The 20,701-nt window shown below is 71.7% G+C and carries 18 protein-coding genes; 3 read left to right on the top strand and 15 right to left on the bottom strand.

Annotated features, from left to right (window positions below; genetic code table 11):
• Nucleotides 1–4 precede the first annotated feature (4 nt).
• Complete coding sequence (locus ACQPZQ_RS09420) at nt 5–3,382, bottom strand: pyruvate carboxylase (protein ID WP_433294125.1); 3,378 nt, start codon at nt 3,380–3,382, stop codon at nt 5–7.
• Nucleotides 3,383–3,691: 309 nt separating this feature from the next.
• Between ACQPZQ_RS09420 and ACQPZQ_RS09415 the strand changes: the two genes are divergently transcribed.
• On the top strand, nt 3,692–4,399 hold the full coding sequence (locus tag ACQPZQ_RS09415) for a hypothetical protein (RefSeq protein WP_433294123.1): 708 nt from the start codon (nt 3,692–3,694) through the stop codon (nt 4,397–4,399).
• An 81-nt stretch (nt 4,400–4,480) separates the two neighbouring features.
• Here the strand turns inward: ACQPZQ_RS09415 and ACQPZQ_RS09410 are convergent, their stop codons facing one another.
• Together ACQPZQ_RS09410 and ACQPZQ_RS09405 are read right to left on the bottom strand one after the other, a co-directional pair.
• Complete coding sequence (locus ACQPZQ_RS09410) at nt 4,481–6,688, bottom strand: ATP-dependent DNA helicase RecG (RefSeq protein WP_433294121.1); 2,208 nt, start codon at nt 6,686–6,688, stop codon at nt 4,481–4,483.
• Nucleotides 6,685–8,355: a DAK2 domain-containing protein gene (locus ACQPZQ_RS09405; protein ID WP_433294119.1), complete on the bottom strand. Its 1,671-nt coding sequence runs from the start codon at nt 8,353–8,355 to the stop codon at nt 6,685–6,687. Before ACQPZQ_RS09405 ends, ACQPZQ_RS09410 begins: the two co-directional genes overlap by 4 nt.
• A 114-nt stretch (nt 8,356–8,469) precedes the next feature.
• Between ACQPZQ_RS09405 and rpmB the strand changes: the two genes are divergently transcribed.
• The gene (gene rpmB, locus ACQPZQ_RS09400) at nt 8,470–8,661 is read left to right on the top strand and encodes a 50S ribosomal protein L28 (RefSeq protein ID WP_241041332.1); all 192 of its coding nucleotides are present in this window, start codon (nt 8,470–8,472) and stop codon (nt 8,659–8,661) included.
• Between the two features lie 163 nt (nt 8,662–8,824).
• The gene (locus tag ACQPZQ_RS09395) at nt 8,825–10,030 is read left to right on the top strand and encodes a cytochrome P450 family protein (protein ID WP_433294115.1); all 1,206 of its coding nucleotides are present in this window, start codon (nt 8,825–8,827) and stop codon (nt 10,028–10,030) included.
• A gap of 15 nt (nt 10,031–10,045) precedes the next feature.
• On the opposite strand, the gene ACQPZQ_RS09390 is transcribed toward ACQPZQ_RS09395, so the two are convergent.
• The 12 genes from ACQPZQ_RS09390 to ACQPZQ_RS09335 form a co-directional block, all read right to left on the bottom strand.
• Nucleotides 10,046–10,726: a uracil-DNA glycosylase gene (locus ACQPZQ_RS09390; RefSeq protein WP_433299088.1), complete on the bottom strand. Its 681-nt coding sequence runs from the start codon at nt 10,724–10,726 to the stop codon at nt 10,046–10,048.
• Nucleotides 10,723–11,244: a gamma carbonic anhydrase family protein gene (locus tag ACQPZQ_RS09385; protein ID WP_433294113.1), complete on the bottom strand. Its 522-nt coding sequence runs from the start codon at nt 11,242–11,244 to the stop codon at nt 10,723–10,725. The genes ACQPZQ_RS09390 and ACQPZQ_RS09385 overlap by 4 nt, the downstream gene beginning before the upstream one ends.
• 9 nt (nt 11,245–11,253) lie before the next feature.
• The gene (mnhG, locus tag ACQPZQ_RS09380) at nt 11,254–11,613 is read right to left on the bottom strand and encodes a monovalent cation/H(+) antiporter subunit G (protein ID WP_241041335.1); all 360 of its coding nucleotides are present in this window, start codon (nt 11,611–11,613) and stop codon (nt 11,254–11,256) included.
• Nucleotides 11,610–11,888 (bottom strand): monovalent cation/H+ antiporter complex subunit F, encoded by a 279-nt coding sequence (locus ACQPZQ_RS09375; RefSeq protein ID WP_379660412.1) that lies wholly within the window; start codon nt 11,886–11,888, stop codon nt 11,610–11,612. Before ACQPZQ_RS09375 ends, mnhG begins: the two co-directional genes overlap by 4 nt.
• Entirely contained in the window at nt 11,885–12,469 is a 585-nt protein-coding gene (locus tag ACQPZQ_RS09370) for a Na+/H+ antiporter subunit E (protein WP_433294109.1), read from the bottom strand. The genes ACQPZQ_RS09375 and ACQPZQ_RS09370 overlap by 4 nt, the downstream gene beginning before the upstream one ends.
• Nucleotides 12,466–13,998, bottom strand: a complete 1,533-nt coding sequence (locus tag ACQPZQ_RS09365; RefSeq protein ID WP_433294106.1) for a Na+/H+ antiporter subunit D — start codon at nt 13,996–13,998, stop codon at nt 12,466–12,468. Before ACQPZQ_RS09365 ends, ACQPZQ_RS09370 begins: the two co-directional genes overlap by 4 nt.
• Entirely contained in the window at nt 13,995–14,453 is a 459-nt protein-coding gene (locus ACQPZQ_RS09360; RefSeq protein ID WP_433299086.1) for a Na(+)/H(+) antiporter subunit C, read from the bottom strand. Before ACQPZQ_RS09360 ends, ACQPZQ_RS09365 begins: the two co-directional genes overlap by 4 nt.
• A 59-nt stretch (nt 14,454–14,512) precedes the next feature.
• Nucleotides 14,513–15,058 (bottom strand): MnhB domain-containing protein, encoded by a 546-nt coding sequence (locus ACQPZQ_RS09355; protein ID WP_433294104.1) that lies wholly within the window; start codon nt 15,056–15,058, stop codon nt 14,513–14,515.
• Nucleotides 15,055–17,445: a hydrogen gas-evolving membrane-bound hydrogenase subunit E gene (mbhE, locus tag ACQPZQ_RS09350; RefSeq protein WP_433294102.1), complete on the bottom strand. Its 2,391-nt coding sequence runs from the start codon at nt 17,443–17,445 to the stop codon at nt 15,055–15,057. Before mbhE ends, ACQPZQ_RS09355 begins: the two co-directional genes overlap by 4 nt.
• Before the next feature lie 489 nt (nt 17,446–17,934).
• Nucleotides 17,935–18,219 (bottom strand): hypothetical protein, encoded by a 285-nt coding sequence (locus ACQPZQ_RS09345; RefSeq protein ID WP_433294100.1) that lies wholly within the window; start codon nt 18,217–18,219, stop codon nt 17,935–17,937.
• A gap of 40 nt (nt 18,220–18,259) precedes the next feature.
• Nucleotides 18,260–19,981, bottom strand: coding sequence for a sodium:solute symporter family protein (locus ACQPZQ_RS09340; RefSeq protein ID WP_433294098.1), 1,722 nt, complete (start codon nt 19,979–19,981; stop codon nt 18,260–18,262).
• Between the two features lie 175 nt (nt 19,982–20,156).
• Nucleotides 20,157–20,699, bottom strand: a complete 543-nt coding sequence (locus ACQPZQ_RS09335; protein WP_433294096.1) for a GNAT family N-acetyltransferase — start codon at nt 20,697–20,699, stop codon at nt 20,157–20,159.
• Between the last annotated feature and the right edge of the window lie 2 nt (nt 20,700–20,701).

Genomic DNA, 20,701 nt, shown 5'->3' with positions numbered 1-20,701 from the left:
TGCCTCACGACAGCTCGAGCAGCAGGTCGCCGCCCTCGACCTGCTGGACCTGCCCGATGGCGAGCCGGGCCACCGTGCCCGACCGGTGCGCGGTGATCGACGCCTCCATCTTCATCGCCTCGATCGTGGCCACCGTCTGGCCCGACTCCACGGTGTCGCCCTCGGCCACCCCGAGCGTCACGACACCGGCGAACGGCGCGGCGACGTGCTGCGGGTTGGACCGGTCGGCCTTCTCCGCCGCCTTGACGTCGCTGTCCACCGACAGATCGCGTACCGATACAGGGCGCAGCTGGCCGTTGAGGGTGGCCAGCACCGTGCGCATACCGCGCTCGTCGGCCTCGGAGATCGCCTCCAGCTCGATCAGCAGCGTCACGCCGGGCTCCAGCTCGGCCGTGTGCTCGATGTCGGACTCGAGGCCGTAGAGGAAGTCCTTGGTGGACAGCACCGACGTGTCGCCGTAGGCCTCCTGGTGGGCCACGTACTCCTTCGCCGGCGCGGGGAACAGCAGCCGGTTGAGCGTGGCGCGACGATCGTCGCGCAGGCCGCGGCGGTCCTCGATCGTCAGCTCGGCGGAGTCCTCCTCCTCGCTGCGGCCCTCCAGCGCCCGCGAACGGAACGGCTCGGGCCAGCCGCCGGGCGGGTCGCCCAGCTCGCCGCGCAGGAACCCGATGACCGAGTCGGGCACGTCGAACTCGCCCGGGTCGGCCTCGAAGTCCTTCGGCTGCACCCCGGCCCCGACGAGGTGCAGCGCGAGGTCGCCCACCACCTTCGACGAGGGCGTCACCTTGACCAGCCGCCCGAGCATCCGGTCCGCGGCGGCGTAGCAGTCCTCGATCAGCTCGAACCGGTCGCCGAGCCCGAGCGCGATCGCCTGCTGGCGCAGGTTCGACAGCTGCCCGCCGGGGATCTCATGGTGGTAGACGCGCCCGGTGGGCGACGGCAGCGCCGCCTCGAACGGCGCGTAGACCTTGCGCACGGCCTCCCAGTACGGCTCCAGGTCTCCCACCGCGGTGAGCGACAGCCCGGTGGGACGGTCGGTGTGGTCGGTGGCCGCCACCAGCGCCGACAGCGAGGGCTGGCTCGTCGTCCCGGCCATGCTCGCCACGGCGGCGTCCACGGCGTCCACCCCGGCGTCGATCGCCGCCACGAGGGTGGCGAGCTGGCCGCCTGCCGTGTCGTGCGTGTGCAGGTGGACGGGCAGGTCGAAGCGTTCCCGCAGGGCCGTGACCAACTTGCGGGCCGCGGGCGGGCGCAGCAGCCCGGCCATGTCCTTGATCGCGAGGATGTGGGCACCCGCATCGACCGCCTGCTCGGCCAGCCGCAGGTAGTAGTCCAGGGTGTAGAGCGTCTCGTCCGGATCCGAGAGGTCGGCCGTGTAACAGAGGGCCACCTCGGCCACGGCGGTGCCGGTGCCCCGGACCGCCTCGATCGCCGGGCGCATCTGCTCCACGTCGTTGAGTGCGTCGAAGATCCGGAAGATGTCCATGCCGGTGCGCGCCGCCTCCTCGACGAAGGCATCGGTCACCTCGAGCGGGTAGGGCGTGTAGCCCACGGTGTTGCGGCCCCGCAGCAGCATCTGCGTGCAGATGTTGGGCACCGCCTCGCTGATCGCCGCGAGCCGCTCCCACGGGTCCTCGGCGAGGAACCGCAGCGCCACGTCGTAAGTGGCGCCGCCCCAGCACTCCAGGCTGAACATCTCCGGAACGGTCCGCGCCACGTACGGGGCGACAGCCAGCAGGTCGCGGCTGCGTACCCGCGTGGCCAGGAGCGACTGATGGGCGTCGCGGAAGGTGGTGTCGGTGACGGCGACGTTCTGCTGCGCGCGCAGCCGCTCGGCGAACCGCTGCGGACCCAGCTCCCGCAACAGCTGCCGTGAGCCGTCGGGCGCGGGCGCCTCCAGGTCGCAGAACGGCAGCTTGTCCGCCGGCTCGACGACCTTGGGCCGCGGCCCGTTCGGCCGGTTGACCGTGGTCTCGGCGAGATAGGTGAGCAGGCGGGTGCCGCGGTCGGCCGGCTGGCGTGCGGTGAGCAGCTCGGGACGTTCCTCGATGAAGCTCGTGGTGACGCGCCCCGCCTGGAAGTCCGGATCGCTCAGCACGGCGGCGAGGAACGGGATGTTCGTGGAGACGCCCCGGATGCGGAACTCCGCCACCGCCCGCTGCGCACGGCGCACCGCGATGGGGAACGTGCGACCCCGGCAGGTGAGCTTCACCAGCATCGAGTCGAAGTGGGCGCTGACCTCCGCACCCGTGTGCGTGGTGCCGCCGTCCAGACGCACGCCTGCGCCGCCGGGCGAGCGGTAGGCGCCGATCACGCCCGTGTCGGGACGGAAGCCGTTGGCCGGGTCCTCCGTGGTGATCCGGCACTGCAGCGCCGCCCCGCGCAGGACGATGTTCTCCTGCGCCATGTTCAGCTCGGCGAGTGTCACCCCGGAGGCGATGCGCAGCTGCGCGATCACGAGGTCACGGTCGGTGACCTCTTCGGTGACGGTGTGCTCCACCTGGATGCGCGGGTTCATCTCGATGAAGACGTGGTTGCCGCGCTCGTCGAGCAGGAACTCGACCGTGCCCGCGTTGACGTATCCGATGTGGCGGGCGAACGCCACGGCGTCGGCGCAGATCCGATCGCGCAGCTCCGGGTCGAGGTTGGGCGCCGGCGCGATCTCGATGACCTTCTGGTGTCGCCGCTGCACCGAACAGTCGCGCTCGTAGAGGTGGATGACCTCGCCCGTAGCGTCGGCGAGGATCTGCACCTCGATGTGGCGCGGGTTCACCACCGCCTGCTCCAGGAAGACCGTGGCATCCCCGAACGCCGACTCGGCCTCCCGCATCGCGGCCTCGATGGCCTCGCGCAGCTCGCCGGGCTCCATCACGCGGCGCATCCCGCGGCCGCCGCCACCCGCGACCGCCTTGACGAAGACCGGGAACCCGATCTCCTCGGCCGCCGCGACGAGCGTGTCGACGTCGTCGGAGGGTTCGGACGAGTCCAGCACCGCCACCCCCGCCTCGCGGGCGGCGGCGACGGCGCGGGCCTTGTTGCCCGTCAGGTGCAGCACGCTCGGCGGCGGCCCGACGAACGTGATGCCGGCGCGCTCGCACGCCTCGGCGAGATCGGGGTTCTCCGACAGGAAGCCGTAGCCCGGGTAGATCGCATCGGCCCCGGCCCGGCGCGCGGCGTTGATGACCTCGTCCACCGACAGGTAGGCGCGGACCGGGTGGCCCGGTTCGCCGATCTGGTACGACTCGTCCGCTTTGGCACGGTGCAGAGAGTTGCGGTCTTCGTACGGAAAGATCGCAACGGTCGAGATGCCGAGCTCATAAGCCGCCCTGAACGCCCGGATCGCGATCTCTCCCCGGTTCGCGACGAGCACCTTGCTGAACACGGCAACGCCTCCCTGCTGATCGGTGATGCGAAGGCGAACGGTACCTGTGGGCACTCGATCGGACCCTGCGAACAGCACTGTGCTTCGGTACTAAGGAGAGGTGCGACACCATCTGGACTCCGTGGCCGTCGCCTCGGGTAGAGATGCGTCGCCGTTCGTGACGACGGAGGGTGCGACGTGATGCCACGAGTCCGGCCGGGGCAGTCCGCGGCGTTCGCGGAAGGACGTCGACTGCGGGAGCAGGCAGAGAGGCGCAGGCGGCGCCACGGTGGACGTCATCCCCGATCGCCGTGGCTTCTGTTGTTCGCTGTGCCCGTCATCGCCGGCGGGGCGGGCGCGCTCGCGATGGCGACGATATTCAGCATCATCGTGCTGGGTGTGGCGATCGTCGCGGGCTCGGCGCCGCTGCTCGTGGCGGGTGCGCTCACCTTCGTCGCCGTGCACCGCAGCAGGCGCCACGCGGCCCTGCGCCACCGGAACGTGTCCGTGCCCGTGCCGCCACCCCCCGCGCGGCCGGTACGCCGCCCCGACCTCGAGTGGGGGAAGGTCCGCAACCGGTTCCACGCCCTGCGGTCCGCGTACGCCGCGTTCGAGTGCGACCCCATGGAGGTGCTGCGGCTGCCCGCGCTCGCCGACGTGTCGGTGCCGAGCACCGCGCGGTTCGTCGACGCCTTCGCCGAGGCCCAGGCCCTCGACACCGACCGGTTCCCGCCCGCTTCGCACGCGGCCGCGTTCGAGGCCGCCGTCGATCGGGCCGAACGCGCATGGCAGGCCGCCCGCGAGGCGGCACAACGCATCCGGCTCTCGGGCCTGTCCCCCGCCGAGCGCGCCACCGTGGAGCGCGTGATCAAGCTGCTCACCACCGCTCGCGACTCCGACAGCGACCCGGAGCGGCTCGCCGCCTACTCCCGGGCCCGCTCGGAGCTCGCCAAGCTCGACCGCGCCGGGGTGATCCACCTTCCACCGACGGCCGGGGCTGCCCTCGACGCCGCGGCCCGAGGAGCGCTCCCCGGCTGACTCACACGGCCGCGGCGCACGAACGGCCCAGCAGCCCGCTAGGACGGGACGCACGGGCCGCTCGTGCGGAGCCGAGCCGCGTCAGACCTTGTCGAGATACGCCGCGCGCTCCTCGTCGCCCACGGTCTCGCCGACGAGCGCGGCGAGTCCGGGGTGGTCGCGGAGACCGGGGTCGTCGGCGACGATGTCGGCCGCATAGACCTGCGCCTTCGCGATGATCTCCTCGTGGCGCAGCAGTGACAGCAGCCGCAGGCCGGAACGGCGGCCCGACTGCAGCGCGCCCAGCACGTCGCCCTCCCGGCGCAGCTCCAGGTCGAGCCGGGCGAGCTCGAACCCGTCGGTGGTGCCGGCCACCGCGTCGAGCCGCTCCCGCGCGGTGCTCGCCGCAGGCGCTTCGGTGACCAGCAGGCAGACACCCGGCGCGGAGCCCCGGCCCACCCGGCCACGGAGCTGGTGGAGCTGGGAGAGACCGAACCGATCGGCATCGAGGATGACCATGCCGGTGGAGTTGGGCACGTCGACACCGACCTCGATCACCGTGGTGGCCACCAGGACGTCGAGCTCGCCGCGCTCGAACGCCCGCATCACGGTGTCCTTCTCGTCGGGCGGCAGCTTGCCGTGCAGCACACCGAGCCGCAGCCCGTGGAGGGCTCCCTCCTCCAGCCGCGGCAGCACTTCGAGCACCGCCAGCGGCGGGCGGCGGGCGCTGCCGTCGTCGGAGTCGGCACCCTCGTCGGGATCGTCGAGGTCGACGAGATCCGCGTCGGGATCGTCTCTGCCGTTGTCTCCGTTGTCGCCGCCCACCCTCGGACACACGATGTAGACCTGGTGCCCGGCCTCGACCTCCTCGTGCACGCGGCGCCAGACGCGCTGCAGCCAGACGGGCTTCTCCGCCAGCGGCACGACGGTGGTGGCGATCGGCGAGCGGCCGCCCGGAAGCTCGCGCAGCGCGGAGACCTCCAGGTCGCCGTAGACCGTCATCGCGACGGTGCGCGGGATCGGCGTGGCCGTCATGACCAGCATGTGCGGCGCGAGCTCACCGCGCCCGCGCAGCGCGTCGCGTTGCTCCACACCGAAGCGGTGCTGCTCGTCGACGACGACCAGGCCGAGGTCGGCGAACCCGACGTTGTCCTGGATCAGGGCGTGGGTGCCGACGATGATCCCGGCGGCGCCGGACTGGGCGTCGAGCAGCGCCTGGCGCTTGGCCTTGGTGCCGAGCGAGCCGGTGAGCAGCGTGACGGCGGTGGCCTGCTCCGCGCCGTCGAGCTCGCCGCGGCGCCCGAGCGGGCCCAGCAGGGTGCGCAGCGACCGCGCGTGCTGGGCCGCGAGCACCTCGGTGGGCGCCAGCAGGGCCGCCTGCCTGCCACCGTCGACGACCTGCAGCATCGCCCGCAGCGCGATGACCGTCTTGCCCGCGCCGACATCGCCCTGCACGAGCCGGTTCATCGGGTGCTCGCCGGCGAGATCGGCGGAGATCTCCGCGCCGACGGCGTGCTGCCCCGCGGTGAGCGTGAACGGCAGCGCGGCGTCGAACGCGTCGAGCAGGCCACCCGGCTTGGGCGGGCACGCCGCAGCCGGCCGCGAGACCGTGGCCTGCCTGCGCAGCGCCAGCGCGAGCTGGACGCCGATCGCCTCGTCCCAGACCAGCCGGTTGCGGGCGGCGTGGAAGTCGGCCTCGGACTCGGGCACGTGGATGCGCCGCAGGGCCCGCCCCAGCTCCGCCAGGCCCTCACGCTGCCGAAGCCCGGCGGGAAGCGGGTCGGTGGGGTCGTCGAGGAGTTCGAGCACCTGACGCACGCAGCGCGCGATCTCCTGCGAGTTGACCTTGCCGGTGGCCGGGTAGACGGAGAGGAACGGACGCACCTCGTCGGCCTCGTCGAGCGGCTCGAACTGCGGGTGGGTGAGCTGCAGCTTCTTGTTGAACACCCCGACCTTGCCGGAGAACACCGCGCGCACCCCGGGCCGGATGACGTGCTGGACCTTGTGGCCGTTGAAGAAGGTGCAGTCGAGCGTGGCGCCCTTCTCATCGCGGATGACGACGTTGAGCAACTTGCCGCGCCGGGCCCTCATGTCCCGCAACGTGGCCTTCTCCACCTGGGCGACGAGGGTGGCGTGCTCACCGATCTCGAGCCCGGCGATGTCGGTGAGCTTGCCGCGGTCGACGTAGCGGCGCGGGTAGTGGCGCACCAGGTCGCCGACCGTATGGATCTCGAGCTGCGCCGCGAGCAGGTCGGCCGCCCGCTTGCCGATGAGCGGGAGCAGCGGGCTGAGCATGTCGACGTCCGTCATTCCACCCCCAGCACGATCGCGTAGTCGGACTGCCCGCCCCGGTGCACGACGACGTCGACCTCGGGGTGGGCGCGGCTCAGTTCGGCCGCGAGCGCGTCGGCGAGTGACGGGTCGGTGCCTTCTCCGAGGAGCACGGTGACGAGCTCTCCGCCGACGGTGAGCATGCGATTAGCCAACCACAGCCCACCGACGGCCAGGTCGGGGGCGATCACGACGACCTCGCCGTCGGTGATCCCGAGGACGTCGCCGGGCTCGCACGGGCCCACCCACGTGAGCGCCTCGGTCTCGGCGGTCAGCAGGCCGCCGGTACGGGTGCCGGCGGCGGCCTCGGCCATCGCGACGACGTCGTCGCCCACCCGGCGCTGCGGGTCGTGCACGGCCAGTGCCGACAACCCCTGCAGCACCGACGCCGTAGGCACCACGAGCACCTCCTGCCCGTCCCGGCGCGCCAGCACCGCGGCCCGCTCGGCAGGCGCGGTGAGCTCGGAGTCGTTCGGGAGCAGCACGACGTGCCGGGCCCGCGTGCCGGCGAGCGCGGCGACGAGGTCGGCCACGTCCACCTCCCGGTCGCGCGGGCGCTCCAGCACCGCGGCTCCCGCCGACCGTGCGAGCTCCGCGATCTCCGCCCCACCCACGACCATCAGCACCGCACGGTCCCGGACGAACCGGGCGTCGCACCCGGACCCCGGGTCGTCGCCGATCTGGTCGGCGAACCGGATCACGGTGATCCGGTGCGGCCTGCCGGCGGACAGACCCGCCTCGATGGCCGCCCCGATGTCGGTGCAGTGCACGTGGACGTTCCAGAGGCCGTCACCGTCGCCGACCACGGAGACACAGTCCCCCAGCGCCTCGAGCTCGGCCCGCAGTGCGTTCACGCGGTCCGCCGACATGCCCTCGAGCAGGTACATGACCTCGTAGTCGTGGCCGGGCCGGCCGCCCTCCCGCTGCGCGACGAGCACGTCCCGGGGGCTGACCGACTCCGGGACGGACACGACCGGGGCCGGGAGACGATCGGTGCCGCTGCGCCCGCTCACCAGCGCGGCCAGTGCGTCGAGCACGATGTAGAGACCGAGGCCGCCTGCGTCGACGACCCCTGCCCTGGCGAGCTCGGGGAGCTGCCCGGTGGTGGCCTGCACCGCGCCTGCCGCCGCCTCGGCGGCCGCGAGGGCGACGTCGTCGAGCCGCTCGGGGCCGGCCGCGACCGCGGCGCCTGCTGCGGCGTCGAGCACCGTCAGCACCGTGCCCTGCTGTGGCCGGGCGACCGCGGCGGTGGCCAGCCGGTGGGCCCGGCAGAGCGCGTCGGCGAGCACGGCCCCGGCAGGCGTGGGACCCGCGCGCGCTGCCAGTGCGTCGGCGACACCGCGCATGACCTGCGACAGGATCATCCCGGAGTTGCCCCGGGCCCCCACGAGCGCGCCGCGGGCGAGCGCTCCGGCCACCGCCGCAACCCCGCGGGCCGACCCGTCGCCGTTCTCCCGGCTCTCCCGCCGCACCCGGCGCACCGCCTCAGCCGCGGCGCGCATGGTCAGCAGCAGGTTGGTGCCGGTGTCACCGTCGGGCACCGGGAAGACGTTGATGCGATCGATCTCGGCGCGGTGCCGTTCCAGCGCCTGGGTGGCGGCCCGCGTCCAGCCGGTGAGCAGCGCGGAGTCGAGGGTCGGGGGCACTCGCCACAGGGTAGCGACGGGCGGTGTGCGACCGGTGCAGCGGCGCAGGTACTCTGGTCTCTCGCGACCGGGCTGGACCCGGCTCCCCCATCGTCTACCCGAGGAGTGTTCGACGTGGCTGCCGTCTGCGACGTCTGTGGAAAGGGTCCGGGCTTCGGCATGTCCGTCTCGCACTCACACCGCCGCACCCACCGTCGCTGGAACCCGAACATCCAGACCGTGCGTGCCCGCATCGGTGGCGGCAACCGCCGCCGCATGAACGTCTGCACGTCCTGCCTGAAGGGCGGCAAGGTCGCCCGCGCCTGAGCGCGCGCGACATCCGGTTCTCTCGAACGGCGCTGCCCTCCGCTCCGGCGGACGGCGGCGCCGTTTGCACTGCGGCAGTGATCGTTCTTTCAGTACCCGCCGGTGGTGATCGTGCCACCATCGGTGGCCGTAGCCGGACGACCACCGCTCGAGGAGTTCCCGCATGACGCTGGCCCCCGACCCCTTCCGGTCGGCCACGCACGGAGCGCGCCACAGCGCCTACACCGAGCTGAACGACCGCGGCCCCGTGCATCTCGTGCGGCAGACCCGCTCCCGGTCGATCTGGCTGGTCACGAGCTATGACGAAGCCCGCGCGTGCCTCACCGACCCCCGGCTGGTCAAGGGCGGGGGAAGCGCCAACATCTTCGGCCAGCGGCTCGATCCGGGGCTGCTCGCCGCCACCCGCACGGAGATGCTCAGCAGCGACCCGCCGGACCACACCCGGCTGCGCAAGCTCGTGTCGGGCGCGTTCACCATGCGGCGCATCGACCAGCTCGCCCCCCGCATCCAGGAGATCGTCGACGAACTGCTCGACGACCTCGTCGACGTCGAGTCCGCCGATCTCGTCGCCGCGTTCGCCTATCCGTTGCCGATGACGGTGATCTGCGAGCTGCTGGGGATTCCGGAGGAACGGCGGCGCGACTTCCGTACCTGGTCCTCGCTGGTCATCGACCCTGCGGTGAGCGGCTTCGAGACCTTCGCCGCCGCGGCCGAGGCGCTCGTCGGCTTCGTGCGCGAGCTGATCGAGATCAAGCGTGCGCAGCCGGCCGACGACCTGCTCTCGGCGGTGGTCGCCGTGCGGGACGGCACTGACCGGCTCTCGGAGGACGAGCTGACGTCGCTCGTGGTCCTGCTGCTGATCGCGGGCCACGAGACCACCGTGAACCTGCTCACCAACGCCACCTACGCCCTGCTGACCCATCCCGGCCAGCTGGCGCTGCTGCGGTCCGAGCCCGAGCGGCTCCCGGCCGCCGTCGAGGAGTTCCTGCGGTTCGACGGTCCGCTGCAGATCGCGACGCAGCGGGTGGCCGCCGAGACGTTCGAGCTGGGCGGCGTCACGATCTCCGCCGGCGACCCGGTTCTCGTCGGGCTCCTCGCCGCCAACCGCGACACGTCCCACCTGCTGGGCGCGGACGTTCTCGACATCACCCGCACGCCCACTCCGCACCTGGCATTCGGGCACGGGATCCACCATTGCCTCGGTGCACCGCTCGCCCGTCTCGAGGCCCGCATCGCGCTCGGCTCGCTGATCAGCCGCTTCCCCCACCTCCGGCTGGCCGAGGCCGCCGCGGACGTGCCCGTGGACGACGCCGTGTTGATCAACGGCCTCAACGCGCTCCACATCGCAACGCGGCCGCTGCCCGCCTGACCAGCTCGGATCAGGTCAGGGCAGCTTCCAGTCCACCGGATCCCCGCCGAGCTCGTCCAGCAGCGCGTTGACCCGGCTGAACGGGCGCGACCCGAAGAACCCGCGGTCGGCCGACATGGGGCTGGGGTGCGCCGACTCGACGCACGGCACGTCCCCGAGCAACGGCACCAGGTTGCGCGCGTCACGACCCCACAGGATCGCGACCAGCGGCTCGCCCTCGCGGTCCACGAGAGCGCGGATCGCCTGCTCGGTGACCTTCTCCCAGCCCTTGTTGCGGTGCGAGCCCGGGTTGCCCGGCTCCACCGTCAGCACTCTGTTGAGCAGCAGCACACCCTGGTCGGCCCAGGGTGTGAGGTCACCGGTGGACGGGGTGGGGTGGCCGAGATCCTCGCTGTACTCGCGGAAGATGTTGGCCAGCGACCGCGGGACGGGGCGCGTCTGCGGTGACACCGAGAACGACAGCCCGATCGCGTGGCCCGGCGTCGGGTAGGGGTCCTGGCCGACGATCAGCACGCGCACCTGGTCGAACGGCTGGGTGAACGCACGCAGGACGTTCGCCCCGGCCGGAAGGTAGCGGCGCCCCGCCGCGATCTCCGCGCGCAGGAACTCCCCCATCTCGGCCACCACCGGTGCGACGGGGGCGAGCGCCCGCGCCCATCCGGCTTCCACGACCTCTTCGAGTGGCTTGGCCATCAGGGAAGCCTCCGCAGCTCGGCGCGGAACCGTTTCCCGCGTTGGATGTAGCTCTGTACGGCGCGGTCGTAGTAGCCCTCGGGCACCTCGTAGCCCTCCCGCACGCGCGCCGGCACGCCCAACGCCATCCGCCGCGCCGGGACCTTCGCGTTCGGCGACACCACGGCCCCGGCACCGATCACGGCTCCCTCGCCGACCGTGGCCCCGTTGAGCACCACCGATCCCGACGAGATGAGTGCCCGGTCGCCGACCGTGGCGCCCTCGATGTGGACGTTGTGCCCGACCGTCACCTCGGCACCGATGATCGTGGGGTGGACCGGGGTGCAGTGGATGATCGAACCGTCCTGCACGCTGGTGCGCGGACCGACCTCGATGCGTCCGTCGTCGCCGCGGAGCACCGCCCCTGGCCAGATCGAGGCCTCCGCGCCGATCGTCACGGTGCCGATGACCACGGCGTCGGGATGGATATACGCATCCGGATGGATGACGGGTTCGGCGTCGCCGAGCGCGTAGAGGGGCACGCGGCGAGCCTATGACGAGCCGTCTCGCGGCAGCTTCCCGGCCAGTTGGTCGACGACGAGCAGGTCGCGCCGCACACCACCGCTGCGGTAGGCCGACCGGCCCGCGAGCTGGGAGATCACCGGCGCGGTGATCACCTGGAAGAACGCGACGAGTACGAGCGTCACGGCACTCTCCAGTTCCACCCGCAGCGCGGTGCCGGCGAGCACCAGCAGCAGGCCCAGCGTCTGCGGTTTGGTGGCGGCCTGCAGCCGCCCGAGCAGGTCCGGCAGCCGGAGCAGGCCGACCGCACCCAACAGGCACGACAGCGCCCCGAGGAGCAGCAGCACCGCGGAGGCGATGTCCCGTGCGGTGTGGAGGGCGGGGGTCACCGGTGCCGCTCCCTGCGCTCGGCCAGCCGCATCGCGGAGGCCGACCCGACGAAACCGAGCAACGCGACCGCCGCGAGCAGCGGGATGTTGGAACCGTCCTCGTAGAAGGCCACGTAGACCGCGGCGGCGGCGACCATCAGCAGCACGAGCACGTCGAGCGCCACGATGCGGTCGAGCGTCTCCGGGCCCAGCAGCAGCCGCACGAGCGTGAGGGCGGCGGCGAGCCCGAGCATGCACAGCACCACCACGAACACGATGGTCATTCCGCCGTTCATCGCGGCCCTCCTTCCTGCACGATCCGGCGCCGCGCCTCCGCCAGCTCCTCCGCGGTGCCGAACGCCGCGAGCACCCGCCGCTGCATGTCCAGGGTGCGCAGCCGGGCCCGTTCGGCTCCCGCACGGTCGCGCGGGCCGAGGGCGTAGACGTACCAGACCTTGTGTTCCTGATCGATCTGCAGCGCCATCGCGCCCGGCGACAGCGACAGCGCGTTGGCCATGATCGTGATCACCCGATCCGACGTGGTGAGCAGGGGAACCACGACGATCGCGCCCCGGGCGTCCGTGCCGCGGCGCAGGATCTGCCAGGCCACCTCCACGCTCGAGGCCGCGAGGTCGTACAGGAGGAAGACGGCCAGCCCGAGCAGGCGCAGCGGCCGCACCGACAGCCGGTCGAGCAGCCGCGGCATCGGGAACAGCGCCGTGACGATCACCGCGACCACCACACCGCCGAGCACGCTCTGGGGCGTGAACGTTCCCCACAGCAGCACCCACACCAGTGTCAGCCACGCCACGCGTGGCAGCCGGGCCAGCAGGCCGGGGGCGCGCCTCGGCACAGGCGGCCGGTCGTGGTGGATCATCGGCCCTCCTGCGGACCCAGCACCGCGTCGATGTACGGCGTCCGCTCCATGAGGTCCACGCCTGCCTGGGCGGTGACGGCCGTCAGTGGGCCGGCGAAGACCACGATCGCGAGGCTGACCGCGATCAGCCCACCCGTCGCCGCGTACATCGGCGCGGACGTCCTGGCCGTGCCGACCAGCACCTCGTCGGTGGGGTCGTCGTCGGGACGCGGTGGCTTCGGCTTCCCCCAGAACACCCGGACCCACACCCGGACCAGCGCGTAGAGCGTCAGGAGGCTGGCCAGGATCAGCACGCCTGCCACGACCTGGGGGAAGGGGCCCGCCTCCGCACCGGCCTCCAGGAGCGCGAGCTTCGCGACGAACCCCGCGGTCGGCGGGATGCCCGCCAGCGTCAGGGCCGGCACCGCGAAGAGCACGGCGAGGCCGGGTGCGGTGCGTGCGAGTCCGCCCATCTCGTCGAGGGCCACCGTGCCGGTGCGGCGCGTGATCAGGCCGCTCACCAGGAAGAGCGTGGCGAGCACCGTGATGTGGTGGGCGGCGTACAGCATGGCCCCGGACAGCCCGGCCGCATCGAAGACGGCCAGCCCGAAGAGCATGAACCCGATGTGGCTGACCAGCAGGAACGACAGCAGCCGGTTGAGGTCGTTCTGCGCCAGCGCGCCCAGCGCCCCGACCAGCATGGTGGCGATGGCGAGCACGAGCAGCAGCGTCCACGGCGCGTCGCGGCCGAAGAGGAGCGTCTCGGTGCGCAGCAGCGCGTAGAAGCCCACCTTCGTCAGCAGGCCGGCGAACAGCGCGGCCACCGGCCCCGGCGCATTGGGATAGCTGTCGGGCAACCAGAAGTGCAGCGGCACGATCGCCGCCTTGATCCCGAAGACGACCAGCAACATCAGAGCCAGAACCGGGCCCACGCCCGGCTGCAGCATGCCGATGCGCTCGGAGAGATCCGCCAGGTTCACCGTGCCGGTCGCCGCGTACACCAGGGCCACCGCCGTGAGGAACAGCAGCGACGACAGCAGGCTGACCGTCACGTACGTCATGCCTGCCCGGATCCGTCGCGCGCCCGTACGCCGCGTGATCAGCACGTAGGACGCCGTCAACATCAGCTCGAACGCCACGAACAGGGTGAACAGGTCCCCGGTGAGGTAGGCGAGGGAGACCCCGGCGCAGAGCATCAGGTACATCGGGTGGAACGTGGTGCTCGCGGTGCGGCGCCCGTAGTCGGCGATCCGCTGGTCGATCGCGTACACCAGCACGGCGAGCGTCACCAGCGTCGAGACGAGCAGCAGCAGCGCCGAGAGCCGGTCGGCCACGAGCGCGATGCCCACGGGAGCGGCCCAGCCACCGAGTTCGGCGACGACCGGGCCGCGCTCGTCGGCCACGACGAGCAGCACGCCGGCGATCACCGCCACCACCGCGAGCACGGCGACGCCGACCACGCGCTGTAGCGCAGCGGACCGGCTGCCGATCACCGAGACCGCGGCGGCGAGCATCGGCAGCAGCACCGGCAGCGTGATGATCGTCGTCACGAGCGCTCCTGCCCTCGCGCGGCCTGGGCCTCGACCTCGTCGTCGGCGCGTTCGAGGGCGTCCTCATCGCCGTCGTCGGCCTCGAGCGGCGCCGACGGCGTCTTCTGCCGCGAGATCCGCCGGTCCTCGACGTCGTCCTGCACCTCGTCGTGGCCGACCAGCACGAAGGCGCGGTAGCCCAGCGCGAGCAGGAAGGTCGTGAGCGCGAAGGTGATCACGATGGCGGTGAGCGCCAGAGCCTGCGGCAACGGGTCGGCGAACGACTCCGTCGGCGCGGTTCCGACGATCGGCGGCCGCCCCGGCGGACCACCGGCGAGTTGCAGCAGCAGGTTGGTGCCGTGGCCCAGCACCACCACGCCGATCAGCACGCGCATCAGCGACCGCGACAGCAGCAGGGTGAAGCCGACGGCGTAGAGGACGCCCACGGTCAGCGCCATGACCAGGTTGATCGTGATCGGTGAGCCGGCCTCCGCGGCCGGCGCCGACGGAACGGACAGGAGGTGAACGATCATGGTCACGGCAGCTCCCCGGCGTCGTCCATGTCCCGTTCTATGCCGGTGCCGAGGGCGCGCAGCAGGTCGAGGACCACCCCGATGATCAGCACGTAGACCCCGATCTCGAGGAACAGGCTGGTCTGCAGTTCGATCGGGCCGAGCAGCGGCAGGTCCACCGCGAGTTTCGTGGTGGAGAGCACGGGCGCACCGAACGCCGCCGGCACCAGCCCGGTGACGAGCGCCAGCGCCAGCCCGCTTCCGATGACAGCGGGCACGCGGGGGGCCATCACCGCCCCGAGGTCGGCGCTGCCGCCCGCGATGTAGCGCAGCACGAACGCGAGCCCCGCCACGAGACCCGCGGAGAACCCGCCGCCCGGCCCGTAGTGCCCCACCAGCAGGAGGTACAGGGAGAAGACGAGCACGGTCGGGAACACCGCGCGCGTGGTCATCTCCAGCAGCAGGCTCCGGTCGTCGGGGTTGCGGCACTCCCCCGGCAGCATCCATGGCTCCTGCGGCCGGTCCCACTCCTCGAAGGGGCGCTGGTACGGGCTCTCGTCCGTGGTCATCCCGTCGGTCCTCCCACTCCTTCGCGTCCCAGTACGTCGTCCTCGTGCCGGGGGCTGCGACCGCTCTCGACGCGGCGGCGCTCCCGCTGCCGGTCGTAGCGGGTGGCGAGCACGAGGCTGGCGACGCCGGCTGCGGCGACGAACAGCACCCCGATCTCCCCGACCGTGTCCAGCGCCCGGAAGTCGACGATGATCGCGCTGACCACGTTGGTCGCCCCGGCCTCGGTGGGTGCGAGCCGGGCGAACTCCTCGGTGGTCGCCGACGGGGTGGTGCGGGCTCCGGACATCACCACCGCGTACGCGGCGACGGCGGCCCCGCCCACGATCCCCAGCAGCGCCTTGGGCACCCGCACCCGGCGCGGCGGCCGCTCCTCGGTGAACTCCGCGGGGAGTCTGCGCAGCACGAAGACGAACGCCACCACCGACAGGGTCTCGACGAGGAACTGCGCCAGCGCCAGGTCCGGTGCCCCGTCCACGATGAAGAGCCCACCGACGCCGTATCCGATCACCCCGACGAGGAGCACGGCCGTGAAGCGGCGGCGCGCTCGCAGCAGGGCGACCGCCGCGATCACGACGATGATCGCGAGGGGCACCTGCATCACCGAGTGGTACATCGCCTGACCTGCCGGCCAGGCGCCGCCCACCGCGACCGCAATCCCCGGCAGCAGCACGAACGCGACGAGGATCGTGGCGAGGTACGCGGGGAGGGACCCGACCTGCAGACGGCCTGTCACGGCGAGGGCGACGCGGGCGATGGCCGCGATCGTGAGCTCGTAGGCACGCTGCGCGGTGAACGGGCTGCGGTGGGAGAGAGCGGTGACACGGTCGCGCTGCACGTACAGCACCAGGCCGCCGGCGACCGCGAGGGCGGCGAGCAGCAACGGCGGGCCGACGCCGTGCCAGAGCCCGAGGTGGTAGCCGGACCCGCGGGGGTAGGGGCGCGCGTAGCTCGCGCCGAGCGCGTCGACCACGGGGTAGGCGATCCCGAGCACCAGACCGGCAACCGAGCAGACCCAGACGGGCGCGGTGAGCAGCGGGCCTGGCGGGTGCGCCACGCGGGTCGGTTCGACGCGGGGCTTGCGCGCGAACGCCCCCCACAGGAACCGCGCGCTGTACGCCACGGTGAACATCGACCCGAATAGCAGGACGAGCGTGACGGTCCACCCGCGCGCGCCACCCTCGCGGACGAACGCCTCGAACGCGGCTTCCTTGCCGACGAAGCCCAGGAACGGTGGCAGTCCTGCCATCGATGCCGCGGCGAGTGCCGAGGCGACGGCGGAGCCCGGCATCGCGGAGTAGAGACCGGAGAGCTTCCGCAGGTCGCGCGTGCCCGTCGCGTGGTCGATCGTGCCGACGGTCATGAACAGCGACGCCTTGAACAGCCCGTGCGCGAGCAGCAGGGCCATCCCGGCGAGCGCGGAGATCTCCCCCAGCCGTCCACCGCTCCCGAGCAGCACCATGAGGAAGCCGAGCTGGCTGACCGTGCCGAAGGCGAGGAGCTGTTTCAGGTCGGTGGCCGACAGGGCGCGCCAGCCTCCGACGAGCATCGTGCCGAGCCCGACGGCGATCACCGGCACCCACCAGACGGCGAGGTCGGAGAACCCCGGCGCCAGCCGAGCCACGAGATAGACGCCCGCCTTCACCATGGACGCCGCGTGCAGGTAGGCGCTCACCGGTGTGGGGGCGACCATCGCCGCGGGCAGCCACGGGTGGAACGGCAGCTGGGCCGACTTCGTGAATGCCCCGAGCAGGATCAACAGCAGCGCCGCCGACACGAGCGTGCCGTGCAGCCTGCCCGCGCTCCCGGCGGCCACGATCTCGGAGATCTGGTAGGTGCCCGCGGCCTCGCCGAGCAGGACGAACCCGAGCAGCATCGCGAGCCCGCCGAACACGGTGACCAGCAGAGCCTGCACGGCGCTGCGCCGTTCCTCCCCTCGCTCGCCGCTCTGTCCGATCAACAGGAACGACGCGACCGACGTCAGCTCCCAGAAGACGTAGAGCGTGAGGAGGTCGTCGGCGAGCACCAGGCCGAGCATCGCGCCCGCGAAGGCGAGCAGCAGCGCAGCGGTACGCGGCGCATCCGGCGAGTCCGGGCCGAAGTAGCCCATGCAGTACACGAGGATCACCGCGCCGATCCCCGACACCAGAACGACCATCCCGAGCGCCAGCGCGTCGAGCCGGAACCCGAGCATCAACCCTAGAGCGGGAGCCCAGGCCGTGGTCTCGGTGACCCCGCCCGCGAGTGCTGGGGCGGTGTTGGCGAGCGCCCACACCAGTGCGACGGCGGGGAGGACGGCCGCCACCGCGAATCCCGCTCGCCGGTTGCGCGCCGAGACGAGCGGCAGCAGGGCGGCGACCACGAGGTGCGCGACGACGAGCGCGAGCAAGGGCGACTCCTCTCGTCCTGGACCGGACCACGGGCGAGTTGCCCGAACGGGAGAGCGATCCCCGGATCAGCGGGGCGATCGGCCCGGGCTCGCGCACCCCTGCCGCACACCGGATCCGATGATCCGGGCGGCCCCGGCGCTCGGTACGACCCTACCTTCTGTCTCTTTTCGTACAGGACGGCCCAAAACCCGCGACCGCGACCGACGGCCTCCCGTCGCGTGCGTGCCTCGTCTCACACTTCGATCTGGAACGATCCAGTAGATCGATTCGCTGCACTGGGTGTAGGCGCACAGTGCGACTGCCACCCGCAGTGGAGCGGGTGTTCGAAGAACGATGAGGAGGACCGCATGACCGACACCACCAGGCGATTCGCCGCCGGGCTCCGGGAGGCGCTGCGTCGCCTCGACGACTGGACCTTGATCGCGTTCAACCCGCGCTACCCCACCCCGGGCCGGCGCGGCTGAGCACGAACCGGCGGGCGCCGTTCCTCAGTGGCGCTCGCCGGGCGGAACCAGCGGTCGCAGATAGGCCCACAGCGCGAACAGCACGGCGATCACGATCATGACGACCCCTGACCACAGGTTGATGTCGATGCCGCCGGCCTTCTCGATCTCACCCGGGCTCTCGAAGAACAGGCCCATCACCAGCAGGATGATCCCGTAGACGCCGAACAGCAGCGCGATGATCGAGCGCAGGTCGAACAGCTGCGACGCCGCGCTCGGTGCGGCCTCGGTGGCGGCGTGGTTGACGGTGTTGCCCTCGGGTTCGCTCACGGATGCCTCCCTCTCGGGTTCTCGGCCAGTCTCGGGTGGGTCATGCGAAGAGCAGGTAGAGCACGATGGTCAGCGCGATCACGATCGAACCCAGCACCACGGGCGACTGCCACCAGCTGCCCTCGTCCTCACCGGTGCGCATCCGGTCCCGCGGCGTCAGCGACCAGACCAGGCCGACCAACTCGGCGTCGGGCTTCGGGGCGGTGACCGCCGAGACGGCGACGGCGACCGCGATACCGACCACGAACGCGGCGCTCGCACCGATGAACGACCCGGCCTGCGACGACACGGCGATGGCGCCGGAGCGCACCAGCACATCGATCACGATCGCCGCGATTGTGCCGGAGATCAGTCCCGTCCAGCCCGCCGTGCCGGTCATCCGCTTCCAGAACAGGCCGAGGATGAAGATCGCGAACAGCGGCGCGTTGAAGAAGCTGAACAGCGTCTGGATGTAGTCCATCAGGTTCTGGAAGCTGCCGGCGATGAACGCCGTGCCGATGGCCAGCAGACACCCGACGACGGTGATGGTGCGGCCGACGCGCAGGTAGTACTCGTCGGGACGGCCGGGACGCACCCAGTCCTGCCAGATGTCGTAGGTGAACACAGTGTTCAGCGAGCTGACGTTGGCCGCCATGCCCGCCATGAACGACGCCAGCAGGCCTGCCAGGGCAACGCCGAGGATGCCGTTGGGCAGCACCTCGTTCATCAGCAGCGACAGCGCGTTGTTGTAGGTGACGTCGGTGGCGCCGCCCTCCTTGAGGGTGGTGAGCTGCGGCACCAGCACACCCGCGATCATGCCGGGGACCACCACGACCAGCGGGATGAGCGCCTTCGGGAACGCGGCGATGATGGGAGTGCGCCGGGCGGCCGACATGCTGCGGGCCGAGAGCGCACGCTGCACCTCGGCGAAGTTGGTGGTCCAGTAGCCGAACGAGAGCACGAACCCGAGCCCGAAGACGATGCCGAGCACCGACAGGAACGGGTTGGCGATCTCGGTGAGGGCGGTGCCCGGCCACGTCGACACCTGCTCCGGCCCAGGCGGGAGGCCGATCACCTGCGCCTTCAGCCCGTCCCACCCGCCGACGCGGGCGAGCCCGGCGACCGTGAGCGGGACCAGCAGGGCGACGATGACGAAGAACTGCAGCACCTCGTTGTAGATCGCCGCGGACAACCCACCCAAGAACGTGTAGCTGAGCACCACCAGTGCGGCGATCGGGATCGCGAGGTTCAGCGACCAGCCCAGCAGCGCCTCGAGGATCAGGCCCAGCGCGAACAGGTTCACCCCGGCGATCAGCACGGCTGCGACGGCGAAGGTGACGGCGTTGACCCGTTGTGTCGTCTTGTTGAACCGCTTGCGGAGGAACTCCGGAACGCTTCGAGCCTTGCTGCCGTAGTAGAAGGGCATCATCACGATGCCGAGGAACACCATGGCCGGGATGGCGCCGATCCAGTAATAGTGGAATGTCGCCACGCCGTACTGCGCGCCGTTCGCCATCATCCCGATGAGCTCGATCGCGCCGAGGTTGGCCGAGACGAACGCCAGGCCCGTCACCCATGCCGGCAGCGACCGGCCCGACAGCAGGAAGTCGAGGCTGGACGCGACCGATCGGCGGGCCATCACCCCGATCCCCAGCACCAGCACGAAATAGAAGACGACGAACACGTAGTCGATCGCGGTCGTGTCGAGCCGCAGATCGGTCTGTGCGAGCACCGCCACCGTTGTCCCCTCCACCGCTCGTCGAACCCGTGGTGTGCGGATCATTCGCCACGTGGGCGCGTCTCGCCATCGCTGGGAGCGACGTACGCCCGATCGACACCCTCCAGTTGCCCGACCGATGGCACTGAAGACCCTGGTGGGGCAACGGACTAGGCCATTTCGGCCCTGCCGGCGCGACGGGTGTGGCCCCTGACTGGCCGGGCAGGCTCCCGCTCGGCGGTCACCTGTGCGTCGTCGTCGACGAGCGACCGCCGTTCGTCGTCACCCGCATTGCGGGCCCCGGGGCGATCAGCGGCTTGCCGAAGAACAGGCTGTTCGGTGAGTCGCGGTAATGGCCGAACGCCGGGATGGGCTCATACCCCGAACTGCGGTAGAGGGCCACGGATTCGGGTTGGTGGGTGCCGCTCTCCAGCACGGCCCGCACCCGGCCCGCGGCAGCGGCCGTCAGCTCCAGCTCGGCCAGGATCGCGCGGGCGTAGCCGCGCCCGCGGTGCGCCGCCGCCACGTACATCCGCTTGATCTCGGCGTCCCCCGGCCACAGCTCGGGGTCCTCACCGCCGTCCCGGGCCCGCCAGCCCCCACATCCGACCGCAGCACCGTCCACGTAGCCGACCACGAACAGGCCGTGCGGAGCGTCGAACTGCGTCGGGTCGATCGGCGTGGAGTCCTCTCCGCCGTACCGGATTCGGTACTCCTGCTGCAGCTCCGCGTTCAAACGGACGGCGTCGGCGTTGCCGATCGATACGGCGCAAAGCTGAAGCACAC

Origin of the sequence: Pseudonocardia sp. CA-142604 (assembly GCF_050948475.1) — a bacterium.
GTDB lineage: Bacteria > Actinomycetota > Actinomycetes > Mycobacteriales > Pseudonocardiaceae > Pseudonocardia > Pseudonocardia alaniniphila.
Note: the sequence above shows the minus strand (reverse complement) of the source record. Positions and strands in the feature narration are given on the sequence as shown.